Annotated in this window: 10 protein-coding genes and 1 pseudogene; 5 read left to right on the forward strand and 6 right to left on the reverse strand. The window is 43.2% G+C overall.

Going from position 1 to position 12,462, the window contains the following annotated elements; genetic code table 11:
* Positions 1–510: 510 nt before the first annotated feature.
* On the forward strand, positions 511–867 hold the full coding sequence (locus R7127_RS07535) for a MerR family transcriptional regulator (RefSeq protein ID WP_047101703.1): 357 nt from the start codon (positions 511–513) through the stop codon (positions 865–867).
* A gap of 58 nt (positions 868–925) precedes the next feature.
* Positions 926–1,306 (forward strand): carboxymuconolactone decarboxylase family protein, encoded by a 381-nt coding sequence (locus tag R7127_RS07540; RefSeq protein WP_054728771.1) that lies wholly within the window; start codon positions 926–928, stop codon positions 1,304–1,306.
* A gap of 74 nt (positions 1,307–1,380) precedes the next feature.
* On the opposite strand, the gene R7127_RS07545 is transcribed toward R7127_RS07540, so the two are convergent.
* The gene (locus tag R7127_RS07545; RefSeq protein ID WP_005375384.1) at positions 1,381–1,611 is read right to left on the reverse strand and encodes a PAS factor family protein; all 231 of its coding nucleotides are present in this window, start codon (positions 1,609–1,611) and stop codon (positions 1,381–1,383) included.
* 282 nt (positions 1,612–1,893) lie between these two features.
* On the reverse strand, positions 1,894–4,320 hold the full coding sequence (locus tag R7127_RS07550) for a M9 family metallopeptidase (RefSeq protein ID WP_318142078.1): 2,427 nt from the start codon (positions 4,318–4,320) through the stop codon (positions 1,894–1,896).
* Between the two features lie 447 nt (positions 4,321–4,767).
* Between R7127_RS07550 and R7127_RS07555 the strand changes: the two genes are divergently transcribed.
* The gene (locus R7127_RS07555) at positions 4,768–5,745 is read left to right on the forward strand and encodes a hypothetical protein (RefSeq protein ID WP_172563897.1); all 978 of its coding nucleotides are present in this window, start codon (positions 4,768–4,770) and stop codon (positions 5,743–5,745) included.
* A gap of 31 nt (positions 5,746–5,776) precedes the next feature.
* Here the strand turns inward: R7127_RS07555 and accD are convergent, their stop codons facing one another.
* A complete protein-coding gene (gene accD / locus R7127_RS07560; protein WP_064354563.1) occupies positions 5,777–6,640 on the reverse strand; it encodes an acetyl-CoA carboxylase, carboxyltransferase subunit beta in 864 nt (287 codons plus the stop codon).
* A gap of 141 nt (positions 6,641–6,781) precedes the next feature.
* Between accD and R7127_RS07565 the strand changes: the two genes are divergently transcribed.
* A complete protein-coding gene (locus R7127_RS07565) occupies positions 6,782–7,681 on the forward strand; it encodes a LysR family transcriptional regulator (protein ID WP_172563898.1) in 900 nt (299 codons plus the stop codon).
* Positions 7,682–7,829: 148 nt separating this feature from the next.
* Here the strand turns inward: R7127_RS07565 and R7127_RS07570 are convergent, their stop codons facing one another.
* Together R7127_RS07570 and R7127_RS07575 are read right to left on the reverse strand one after the other, a co-directional pair.
* The gene (locus tag R7127_RS07570) at positions 7,830–9,389 is read right to left on the reverse strand and encodes a methyl-accepting chemotaxis protein (protein ID WP_031778895.1); all 1,560 of its coding nucleotides are present in this window, start codon (positions 9,387–9,389) and stop codon (positions 7,830–7,832) included.
* Positions 9,390–9,938: 549 nt separating this feature from the next.
* Positions 9,939–11,015, reverse strand: a complete 1,077-nt coding sequence (locus R7127_RS07575; protein ID WP_042521547.1) for a nickel/cobalt efflux protein RcnA — start codon at positions 11,013–11,015, stop codon at positions 9,939–9,941.
* Between the two features lie 135 nt (positions 11,016–11,150).
* Here R7127_RS07575 and rcnR point away from each other — a divergent pair, with 135 nt between their 5' ends.
* Entirely contained in the window at positions 11,151–11,423 is a 273-nt protein-coding gene (rcnR, locus tag R7127_RS07580; RefSeq protein ID WP_005375370.1) for a Ni(II)/Co(II)-binding transcriptional repressor RcnR, read from the forward strand.
* Positions 11,424–11,689: 266 nt separating this feature from the next.
* Here the strand turns inward: rcnR and R7127_RS07585 are convergent.
* Positions 11,690–12,379 (reverse strand): annotated as a pseudogene (locus tag R7127_RS07585) (GntP family permease); the annotation flags it as partial.
* Positions 12,380–12,462: the final 83 nt, after the last annotated feature.

The raw sequence follows: 12,462 nt of genomic DNA on the forward strand, positions 1-12,462 counted from the left end.
TGCTCGTTTCCACTCACGATTACTTGTTTGCATTTTTTTGTGAGTGAATTCAATAATCGAAATTATAAAAGCTATTCATCAGAGGCACTCACCCTTTTAGCACTAACTCAAGGCTGAAATCGAAGGCGTAGCGACTCATCCATTGCACAGCGATAAATCGTTCTGAGTGAATAACGGGCACACGACATACAACCCGAACAGACCAACACAAAACTAAGGCATTGTTTTGATTAACAAAAACTTAAATTCAAAAAGATAGAACATAAGACCTATGTACGCCCTAAAATAGGCCCAAAGGATAAAAATAGCCAAGCCAACCCGTTGAGTAATCAATTGTTAATAAAACGAAACTGGCAGATGGATCACGTTTGGCGCGTTTCAAAAATCCAGTAAATCACCATACCTAGCGTTAAAAGACTAAAGATTTCTGTTTGTATCTGTCCCGAAATGACTTCAAAATGCGAAACTTAGCTTATCTCTATGGGGTATGCTCTACCTTGGAGGATAATAATGAATATCAAAGAATTTTCTGACCTCGTCGGGCTATCTGCTCATACACTTCGATACTATGAAAAAATCGGTTTACTTAAACATGTCCATAGAAACGCGAGTGGACATCGAATGTATAGTTCGAAAGATCTAAACTGGATAAGCTTTGTTAAGCGTTTAAAAGAAACTGCAATGCCACTTGAAGAGATTCTAGAGTATGCCAAATTAAGGGAAGTCGGCTCTCAATCTGTACCACAACGTCAAGCCCTGTTAGAACGCCACCAAGAAAACCTCAAACGCCACATTGAACAACAGAAAAAGCACTTATCGGCTCTAGAAGAAAAAATTGCCTTGTATAAAAGCGGAAAAGTTCGTTGACTTAGAGTTAACTCTAACGATTAAGGTGTGTTTACGTTTATTCACTAGGAACATACCGATGGAACAATCACGCTTTAACAAAGGATTAGAACTACTCTCTCAAATTGATGGCGACGCTGGTCATAATGTCATCGAAAGCTTACAAGATATTTGTCCAGATTTAGCTCAGTACACCATTGAGTATCCGTTTGGCGATATTTATGCTCGCCCGGGCTTAGACCTAAAATCGAGAGAAATCGCAACCGTCGCCGCGCTAACGGCAATGGGGAATTGCGCGCCGCAACTAAAAGTGCACTTAAATGCAGCGCTGAATGTAGGCTGTAGCGAGGATGAGATTAAAGAGATCATTTTGCAGATGTCCGTCTACGCAGGGTTTCCCGCGGCATTAAACGGCATGTTTGCATTCAAAGAAGTGCTAGCGGAAAGAGCAGAGCAATAACGACGTTGAAATCAATTTAACCGCAATTAAAAACGGCCCTTGGGGTTCGGGCCGTGATTAAAACAACGAGTGAATTAGCGCTCAGGAGTTTCAAGCAGTTTAACCGCGCAATCTACCGCGTTGTTAATGCCTTGACTGCTCTCCAACTTGCCTGAACTTGCAGGACCAAGGGCACAAGAATACAAAGCCAGCTGCTTATCGAACGGCAGATCCAACTGTTCATAGAGATTTTGTCGGATTCTTGCATGTTGTTCTGGTTCTTGGTTAGCAAGGCTAATCAACGTTTCATAAATAAGCGTTTTCATGTCTTTCCCTTTTCACTTTATTGCACGGGGTGCATATATATTGTATCCATTTGGGAAACACAAATCAGAAGCTAGGTCACAGAACGCGTCGCTAAAAAAGTTTATGTGCGCGGTAAATTGCAATACAAACCTAAAGCCGTTTAGAAAAAGGGCAACTGATAACTCGATAGATCAGCCGATTAACTAGCATTCGCCGCTGTTTGTTTATAATCGTGTCCGATATAAACAAAAACGTCGCTGTATCAGCGACGTTTTATCTCGACTTTAGTTAATCGAACCTGTTTAGTTGAAGTGCACTAGCATTTCAACGTCATCGCCTTGCTCTGGAGCCTGAAGAGCGAAGTGCACGTACCCTGCTTCAGTAACAGGAATCGCAAGGTATTCATTGCTGCCTGCATAGTTGGACGCATACTCGTGCTGCTCTACTGTAGGCCAATGCTCCCTACTCGCGTATAGATCGACATTACCAGTTTGAGAGTGAGCCGTTAGCCATACACGAACCTCTTCTACACCTTCAGGCACATGAACTGCTGCATAACGCTGCTTGTGAACGGTAAGCATTTTGGCTTCACCAGACTCTAGTACCACAGGTGCTAAATCATCTTGCACTTGGGTTGGCGGTGTTTGCGCTTCCACTTCTAACGCAGCCACAAGATTTACTGAGTCATAGCTATCACGTCCAGTTAAGCTGATGTAGTAACGACCCGCTTTAACGTAACCATCTTGCTCTGGTTCAAACACAATCTCTTCATTGCTGCCATCAGCATATTGACTCATTTCGAAATCATAGTAATGCGCGACTTTGTTGTAGCTCATGTAAAGATCCGCATCACCCGCACCCTCAATAGATACATTGAAGTTAACGGTGTTGGCTGGAACATCAACGTAGAACAGTTTTTCGCTGTATGCTTCGCCACTGAGCTGAAGGCTTTGGTTCGCCGTCAATTCAGTCACTTGTGCTTCAGGGCTTGTTGGTTCTGTTGGCTCTTCTGGGTCTGTATCAGGTTGCTCAGGTTCCACTTTTAATGTGTCCAACCAACGTTCAAACTCAGCATCGTATTGTTGACCTAAAGACGTCACCTGCTGTGCCCATTGTTCGAACTGGCCAGAGCGCGACAATGCCAACAAGCTTTCGACGTCTTGTGGATGATTTTCTAACATGAATCGAACAGCTAGATAACCCCAACGATAGATACGATTGGTATCGTGAGAGTACGTGGTATCAAACACAGTGGAAAGGCTCAGTTTACCATCTGCAATCAGCTCAATCGCAGCTTGGTAACCTTGCTTGTAATGCATGTATTCAGCAAAACCTTCTAGCCACCAAACAATATGACCATGAGCCAAGTTATCGCTGAACGAACCGTATTGGTTAAATCGTGCATCTAAATAGTGCGTGTATTCATGTTCTAGGTTCAAGATAGAGAGATCTTCACCATTCGCGTAGCGATAAGCGACGAAACGCGCAGTATTGTCCGCTTTTGAAGGGTCACCTTCTAGGTACTGACCACCGTTGTCCGTTGTATTACCAAATAGGAATGAAGAGTAATCAACGTAACTAGTGTTACTCGCGAATACCGCCACTTCAACACGATCATTCAAATCATCAGCGACAGGTTGATTACCCGTATTCGCAACTCGATGGAAGTCGGCTTCTTTTGCCGCTAGCACTTCACACGCTTTCGCTGCTTGAGCATCGGTCAGATCCTCAGAGCGAATAATGGCAGGTCCCTGACATTCAAAACGATTTGGCATTACACGTGCAGCTAAATCTTGCTTGGCTTGCTCAATATTCAGACCATTTAGGCCTTCTGGTGCGTAGTAGCTCATCATTTCAACGGCAGCAAGCCATAGTTTGTCATGCTCACTACCCAGTGGATAACGCTGCATCAACTGTTGCATTACTGCCAATGCTTTGCGTTTGGTCTCCTGATCTGGGCTCGCGAGCAAACGACCAGTTTCACGTAATGCATTGAAAACGATAAAGCTTGCATCCGTATCTAATGCCCAAGCATTATCAGATGCGAATTTCACCAACGTATCAATATGGTGTGTATTGTTTGCCATGTATCGGTAGAACGCATCGTTCGCCGCATGGCCTGCCATAGAGCGGAACAAGTTGTTTAAACCATCGACCCATTGCGTGTCCTGCGCGGTTTCACGATTAAAGTGCATCAACGCGGCCATCATGCTATCCATGGTCAGCGGCAACTGCTTAACGTTATCAACCATCAAAGTCAGGCTCTTCATTGCACCAACTTGTTCACGACCTTGATCCAAAGCATGAGGGTTGTTTAGGAATAGGTTCGTCGACTGAGCAAAACGCTGACTCAACGCTTGCGAAAACTCAGGTGTACCAGTACCAGCGTTGTAGCGAACGTAGTAGGCCGCTCGAATAAATTCGCCTAGGTTCTCTAGAATACGAGCTTGATCTGCTTCACCACGATAGCGAGCGATTTCTTGATCCAGCGCGACTTGGATACGGCTTAGGCTCGCTTCACTATAGATATCATTCAGCGTTTCTGAAGGTGCTGAAAACCATGCGTGGTAGCAATCATACTCAGCACCAGAAACGGCAGTAGCCAGATCTCGCGATTGTTGTAAATCAGCAACAGCACACTGATTTTGTGCAAAAGAGAAGCCAGACACACTCGCTAGCATACAAGCAAGCGCCAAACGATGGCGCGGGAAAAAACGGATATGAGACATAACAACACTCATTGATTATTAACATATATTGAGTGGGGGTTTATATTCTTTACAGCTCAAACAGTGAAATCAGTGTCATAAAATTTATGAAACCGCTCCCAAAAATAGGTCTTTTACTCTAATTAAATGGGAGCAATCCCACTCCAAAAAACTCACAATTATCAATAAAAACATTAATTTACCTTTTTCTAAATAACGACTTTATGAGGAAAATTGCCCTTAAACGCCCCCCTTAACTCTTCCAGATAGAGTTCACGACAATCAAAGGTTCTAAATTAAATTTTGATGCTTGATACCATCTATTTTTATTTGTGACTCATTCCCAATAAGTCATAGAGTGCATATCAAAAGGTTGGCATTAATGGTAAATTCTCCGCCAAATCAAACACATTTACTCCTCCAGTCATTGATGAGTGAATAAAGCAGATATTTGGCTAGGGATAATACATGTCACTTTGGGGATTTTGGGGAGCGGGGATTGCCTACTTCATGACAACGTTTGCCTTTGTTTTTGGCGGCATTTTTTGGTTATGTTCTGAAGGTAATACATTAAGAGAAACAAAGCGCCAATCATCAATAATGTCCGGGGTTATTGCTTGTACTATTGGAACTTGGGTGCTTGCTTTTGGTGTTTACGTTTACGGTTACTTTTGGGATAACTCTTCTCACTATTATTTTTATTTGCTCGCTCCATGGGGACTTGCCATTTTTGGGGTAAAACTTCGTAACCGCTGGGTTAAGCAATACGCGCGTGTAAAACACGCAAAAGAAGAACAGTGGCAAAAGCACTGGCGAGAATTATTAGGGGAAGATACTGAAGAGCTTCCACCATATACACATGATTACGAGCTCTACTCGGGCATTTGGCAAGCCAATGAAGCGCTCCAAGAACAGTGTTTTGCAGCCCTTCCTCACGGGAAAGCAGTCTACGAGAGAGTGAAAGCCTTCCAAACGATGGCCTCCCCCGCTGGTGACATAAACAATCAAGTTTTGCTGAGTAAACTCGATCAACTAGAGGATGAAATCATTCAAGTTCTTGAGCAACACTCACAAAAGAAAGTAAGCATTGAAACTGGCGCAGGTACTTTACGCAAAGAGTCAAAACGCAATGTTTATCACCATGAGAATGGCCCAACAGAAGAGCAACTGTACGACTCAATCAACCTCCAACATGATTTGGATCGAGAGCTACGCTACATTATCTATGATCGGCTCGGTTACGATGGCGAAGATGAGTACTTTTTCCTCCAAGCGCCACTCGAAGAGCTTACCGAGAATGAAACCGCAATCAACTGGATGCTCTGGGGGTTAGTAAGCGACCATTTTGCTGTTGACCCATACCAAACGGCGTTGGATCTCAGCCTAATGAATGCGGAACCAAGATGGGGGCAAAATGAACGGTTTGTAATGATTACGGCTCAATAAACGCAAGTACTAAGTCTAACTTTAATACAACCTATTCTGAGACCACCCTCGCGTTGGTTAACTTAGCCAGTAAGCGGCCAACGCGATCGCGCATTTCACGTCTATCGACAATCATATCTAGCGCACCATGCGCTAGTAAAAATTCACTTCGCTGAAACTCGTCTGGTAGCTTTTCACGTACCGTTTGCTCAATGACCCGTCTTCCCGCAAAGCCAATACTTGCTTTAGGTTCACCAATATTGATGTCTCCTAACATGGCTAAACTCGCCGAGACGCCACCATAAGTTTGGTCCGTCAATACTGAGATATAGGGTAATCTGTGCTCAGATAAGTGGTTTAACGCGGCGCTGGTTTTTGACATTTGCATGAGTGCCACCAAAGACTCTTGCATGCGCGCCCCTCCGCAAGCGGAAAAACATACTAACCCAGATTTTGTATTAATTGCGCTTTCAACTGCTCGGACAAACTTCTCGCCAACCACTGCGCCCATCGAGCCTGCCATGAAAGAGAATTCGAATGCACACGCAACAACAGGCAGACCCAATAACTTGCCCTCCATCACCACCAACGCATCTTTTTCTCCAGTCGTTTTCTGTGCTAAAGCAATTCGCTCTTTATATCGCTTTAAGTCTTTAAAACCCAAAATATCTTGTGGCTCCAACTCACTTGCCAACTCTTGTTGTGTTCCATGGTCCAGAAAAGAGATCAACCTTTGACGCGCAGCCATTCTCATGTGATATGAGCATTTAGGGCATACTTCCAAATTTTCTTTTAACGCGGCACTATAAAGTATTTGTTCACACTCAGGACACTTTGTCCAAACGCCCTCAGGGATAGACGCTTTGCGCGAACCTATTATATTTTTATTCTCAAATAACCGTTCTAACCAGCTCATAAATTCACCACTATTGATTACGTTCTAGCGCGATATCTCGTTGTTTGTTCGCTTAAACTTGTAAATAAAATTGTATGTAACTTAGTACAGGGATAAAGTGCGATATGCTGGCTTGATAATCCAATAAAATGGGATAATGAAATGTTTGATAACGTTGACCAAATCTGGTTAAAAAGTTTTCACTGTGTTTATGAGAACAGCAGCTTTAAGCGAGCCGCTGAGTGTTTGAATATACCAACATCAAATATCAGCCGACACATTGCCCTGCTTGAAGAAAAGTTAAACATTAGGTTGTTCAATAGAACAACAAGGCGAATGACGCCTACCGAGGCTGGAGAAGAGCTCTATAGCAGCACTCGTCCGTTATTGGAGCAACTCAACGCCGCACTAGAAACGGTAACGCGCCACTCACACACGGTAACAGGGGAACTGCGAATTCTTATGCCAGACACACCTGTACTGGCCAAAGCGGTTGTCACCTTTTGCACGCAATACCCGTCAATCTCTTTGTCTTGCGATACAACGCTAAACCCTAAAGATGATGTTATTGATAGCTTTGATGTCATTTTGAGTTTTCATAGAGGGACTTTGTCAGACAGTAACTGGGTGGCGAGAGAGATAAAACGCTGGCCCAGTGCCATTTTAGCCGCGCCTCAACTAATTGAGAAATACGCCACCCCTTACAAAATTACGGATCTAAGTCATGTTCCCTGCATCACGACGCTTACCGCAGTAAATGGTGCACCATGGGTATTCAAAAACCCTGTTGGGGGCCATATTACTCAAACTGTGCAATCTTCATTCAAAGTAAACAGCGGTCATCTCGCCAGATATGGCGCGTTATCAGGGCTTGGATACGCAATATTGCCAATTGAGTCATGCCAAAATGAGATCAAAAATGGTGAGCTAGAAATCGTCACTCTAGAGTACGAACCTGAGGATTTAGTGCTTTACGCCTTTTACTCGTCTAGAAAACATGTAGCTAAGAAAATATCTATGTTTGTTGAACATTTAAAGCAAAATGCGAAACTTAACGCTTAGCTAAGCTTTACTCAACTAATTTATCATATTTTGTTTTATCGTCTAGAAAGGACAGACACCGCTAAGCGATTTGAGACTCGATTTTTTCAAATAAAAAAGCCAGCAATTAACATTTACTGGCTTTTTATTAAAGAGGGTCAGTTGGCGTTTAGATTCTAAACGCTCCCACGTGACGATCGAGTGTTCGCGATAGCTCCGCGAGTTGTTGACTTGATGCTTCTAGTTGCTCACTCGCCGTTAGCGCACTTTTCACTGAGTGGCTGACGGTATCCATGTTCATATTAATTTCGTTTGCTACCGTTGATTGCTGTTCTGTTGCGGTTGCTACTTGAGTATTGATATCTGAAATAGTCGTCACTTGTGCAGCTATTGCTTCTAAAGCCTGTCGAGCTAACTCAGTTTCTGCCGTTCCTTCTTCAATAAGAGTCTTACTATTACTCATTGAATTCACCGCACTTTGAGCTTCAGTTTGTAGCTGGTGAATCATATTGTCAATTTCATCGGTAGAATGAGCCGTTTTAGTCGCTAGGTTGCGAACTTCATCAGCTACGACTGCAAAACCTCGGCCGGCATCACCAGCGCGTGCAGCTTCGATAGCCGCATTGAGAGCCAATAGATTGGTTTGCTCCGAAATACCTCTAATCACCTCTAGAATACTACCAATCGACTGAGTATTTTCAGCAAGACTCACGATAATGTTGGAAGTGCTGTTCATCTCGTTTTCAAGATTAGTCATCGCCGTTTTGGTTCTTTCTAGCGTCGTGTAGCCATCTTGCGCTTCATTACTTGCTGCACTCGCAGCATTTGCCGCTCCAGCAGCATTGGAGGCAATTTCATTGACCGTCGCAATCATTTCGTTCATGGATGTGACAACCAGCATGGTTTGCTCGTTCTGCTCTTGCCCTCTTGTGAGCGCTTGTTGAGATTGCCCACGCAAAGCGACAGCTGAACTATTAAGCTCCACACCAGTATTTACAACTTGTGTAATAATCTCATGTACTTTCCCAACAAAAACGTTGAAAGCAGAAGAAATTTGCGCGACTTCGTCATTACCTTTCGCTGGCAAACGAACGGTTAAGTCTCCGTCTCCTTTTGAGATGTCTTGTAGAGCGTCTTTAAGCGCAGAAAGCGGTCTCATCAGTTTATTTAGCAGAAGTGACAGAATCAAAACACACATAACGAAGATCGCCACCATAGAGATCAACTGGTAAGTAATAATTCCATTCGTCGCTTGGCTCACTTCGGTAATAGGAATACCAATATCAAAAGTACCGTATAACTGACCATCCACATAAATTGGTGCCATGATGTCAAACACCCATACTTTCTGTACATCGGCATACCACTTTGAGTACTGTTGAACACCTCTCGTCGCGCCTTCAACAGTATATTCATCGTTATAGGTTTTGTTCAGCTTGTGCTTATCACTGTGGGCTACTGCCGTCACGTTACGATCAATTACAACGGCATAACTCACGTCTGAACGTTGTTTCAGCCCCTCAACAAGCGATTGTAAATCTTGCATTGGATTGGCTGAGTTCTCCAAAATATAACTCGCATTTCCCGCTAGAAACTCAGCTTGAACTTGGGATTTGTTTAAGATGATGTCATCGATTTTCTGACTCGAAATTAGGTACGTTGATGCCATACTCGCCACGACAGCAATACCAAACATGGCGCAGACTGCTAATAAGATGATTCTTTTCATTATAATTGTCTCAATACAATTCAATTGATGCTCATTAATCGAGCGCTAAGCCTTTCTTCTCCAAAACCAACCAAACTGCATTTTGGGTCTGTTTGGCAGAGCAAGACATAACTTTATAACTATGTATCTGCTTGGTTCCCGATTACTTTAGACAGAAGGAAAAAAAGTCTTCAAAACGTCACATTTCTACGAGGTTTGGCGAAGGGACGAGTACGCAAAAGGAAACGTTTGCATAGTTAAATTTAACTATGCGACCAAATTGGTATCGAACATTAAAGAAAAGAGTTCTAATTAGCGTTTTGCCGTCGGGAGCGCTGTGGTCAGTGCTCCCGTTTTATCATTTAGTATCTCAGGTTCAGATATTAGAGCCACAATTGCAGCGGTTGTAATCCGAGATGCTTGGTGAAGCGAGAATGACTTGGTTTGTAGATATGGCAGCGATGTCGGATCGAGTGATTCTCAATCAAGAATCGGCAGCAAAACATGCAAACCAAGGCATGAAGCCATTACCCATACAAAAAGAAAGGAAAAGAGTCTTTATCACAGAGTTTAACTCGTCAGCGATATGTATCCATGCATACCCATGTATAAACCAACTGCACTGATCAAGACGCCCGATAAGTAAGGAGCTCGACGTGCAACATCATTCAAACCGCTCCATTTAGATGTCGCTTTTTGCACGCCCACTGCTGCCACAACGCCAACTGCAACCAGAGTCAAGGCTAAGCCAATACTGAATGACACAACTAAAGTCGCACCAAGAGTCATTGCCTTAAGCTGCAAACAGATAAGCAAAACCGTTACCGCAGCAGGGCATGGAATCAAACCACCCGTTAATCCAAACAGCAGAATTTGCCCATTCGTCACGTCTCGATTCTCAAAGCGTTTTTGAATGTCTAAAGCGTGAGCGCGTTCGTGAGCATCTTGATATTCCTTATCTTCGCTTTCTAAATGAGAACCAGGACGAAAATGTACATCAAAGTCATGGGTATGATCATGGTGCCCGATGCTCAAAGTGACAGAAAGTCCATTAGAGACTTCAATGCAAGACGCCGATTCCAAGTATCCATCACGCTCTATAAAGTGATAAATATCAGCAGGTTGATAACCATCACTCGATACCGAAACCTTGATACCTTCAGCAGTTAAAGGTTTACCGCTGAGTGTTCGCAACTGGAAACGGTGATGTTCCCCTTCCTCTGTAATCGAAAGCGAAACATGCCCATGTCCTGTATCCACAACTTGCGTCGTCCAGTCGCGAGCATGATCCTGAGCTTTGTTCCAAGCTCGCTCATCGCTCCATGTCCGCCAAAACATCCATACGCCGGTTGTCACGATAATGACCCCAGAGATAAGTTGCATCCATGGTTCAGCCGCTTCAGCGGTGAATTTCTGGCTAATATACATCCCGCCAACAGCGATTAACCATACAATTGCAGTGTGAGAAAGTGTGGCAGCTAAACCCAGCATCACGGCTTGTTTGACCGTTCCTTTCACAGCGACAATGAACGCCGCCATCATCGTTTTAGAGTGCCCAGGTTCTAAACCATGCAAAGCGCCAAGCAAAATGGCACTGGGAATAAAGAACCACCCATTACCTTGTTGTAGTAACGCGACAAAATCCATTGTTGTTCTCTGTTGTTGATTCTAATTTATCGCAAACTATACTCCCCCCTAGTATTAAATACTACCCCCCAGTATAAATTGAGTGCTACATTATCAGTTAGAATAACTCGGCCCGTAACTTAAAGAAGATAAGACATGTCGCATACAACCAGAGATCAAAAGAAGCTCAACACTCGAGTCAGTAAAATACAGGGTCAGGTGAATGGACTTAAAAAAATGCTGGAAGAAGAGCATGAATGCCAAGATGTGTTGCAGCAGATTGCCGCTATTCGGGGAGCAGTAAATGGTTTGATGCGAGAAGTAATTAAAGGTCACTTACTTGAGCACGTTGTACTTGAGGAAGACAAAACTCAACGTGAAAAAGATATGGAAGTCGTATTAAAAGTACTGGACTCTTATATAAAGTAACCCTACTTCGCTAGAGTAAAGTCACTAGGGTTACACTCGAATATATCCTTTATATGTAATCGCTTACTAAGCGGGAAATAACAATTCCATTTCATATTGATTAAGTTGAAAATGGAACCTATATCGGTTCAAGTTAAATAGTTTATTTATAAGAACTAAAACGGCCCAAACATAGGGCCGTTCATATTATTAACAATCTCTAAACCATCTGATAAAAATACATATTGTGATAGGTTTTTACTTTATGGAAGAGTACAAGTAAACCTTTATACCTCTTGTAATTCGACGTGCTTAGCGCTGTAAGATTTTGTAAATGCAACACACCCCAAAAGTACAGCAAGTGGTAACACAGGATCAAAGATTGAACCATGAGATCCGAAGAATAAGTTAAGAATCATGACTAATGAACCACCAATAGCCCAAGCAATTGTTGTTGGAATAGTCCAAATAATGAGTTGTTTCTTAACCTCAGTCACCCCCATTAATCGATTAACAATATGGAATAGCGAGTCATTAAAGTAGCCAGCAAATAGAGATCCCATCGTAGCTGCCGTCGCTGCGAATAAAAGGTTAACGTCAGGAATATTCACTAAAACTGGGGCAGATATAGAAGCAGCGGTTATCATGGAGACTGTACCAGAGCCCTGAATAATACGAACTAACGTCGCAATGATAAATGGAATCATAACCGCAGAAATAGGAAGCCCTGCAACTTGGTTAGCAATCTCTGCGCCCGCACCCGTTTCACGCAATACGGCACCTAACGCGCCACCAGCTCCTGTTACTAACAAAATGATGCCACAAGTGGAGATTCCTTGTTCCATCTTTTCATTCGCTTCTTCTTTGGTAAGGTTATTACCCAATGTGTAAACCGCTAATAACGTCGCTATTGATAGTGCAATAGTAGGGCTGCCGATAAAAGCGATAAATTGACCAAATGTTGTTGCAGTCAGCCCTTCGAAGGCTTTGTTGCGTAATTCGATGGAACTAAATCAAGAAACTACGATCTGAGCGGCTACGCCCATCAATCGTCGTAGCC

Source organism: Vibrio sp. 1159, assembly GCF_033340395.1.
In the GTDB taxonomy this organism is placed as follows: domain Bacteria; phylum Pseudomonadota; class Gammaproteobacteria; order Enterobacterales; family Vibrionaceae; genus Vibrio; species Vibrio alginolyticus.

Coding starts and splice junctions, on each gene's coding strand:
- R7127_RS07535 (WP_047101703.1), top strand. CDS start 511: ATGAATATCAAAGAATTTTCTGACCTCGTCGGGCTATCTGCTCATACA.
- R7127_RS07540 (WP_054728771.1), top strand. CDS start 926: ATGGAACAATCACGCTTTAACAAAGGATTAGAACTACTCTCTCAAATT.
- R7127_RS07545 (WP_005375384.1), bottom strand. CDS start 1,611: ATGAAAACGCTTATTTATGAAACGTTGATTAGCCTTGCTAACCAAGAA.
- R7127_RS07550 (WP_318142078.1), bottom strand. CDS start 4,320: ATGTCTCATATCCGTTTTTTCCCGCGCCATCGTTTGGCGCTTGCTTGT.
- R7127_RS07555 (WP_172563897.1), top strand. CDS start 4,768: ATGTCACTTTGGGGATTTTGGGGAGCGGGGATTGCCTACTTCATGACA.
- accD (WP_064354563.1), bottom strand. CDS start 6,640: ATGAGCTGGTTAGAACGGTTATTTGAGAATAAAAATATAATAGGTTCG.
- R7127_RS07565 (WP_172563898.1), top strand. CDS start 6,782: ATGTTTGATAACGTTGACCAAATCTGGTTAAAAAGTTTTCACTGTGTT.
- R7127_RS07570 (WP_031778895.1), bottom strand. CDS start 9,389: ATGAAAAGAATCATCTTATTAGCAGTCTGCGCCATGTTTGGTATTGCT.
- R7127_RS07575 (WP_042521547.1), bottom strand. CDS start 11,015: ATGGATTTTGTCGCGTTACTACAACAAGGTAATGGGTGGTTCTTTATT.
- rcnR (WP_005375370.1), top strand. CDS start 11,151: ATGTCGCATACAACCAGAGATCAAAAGAAGCTCAACACTCGAGTCAGT.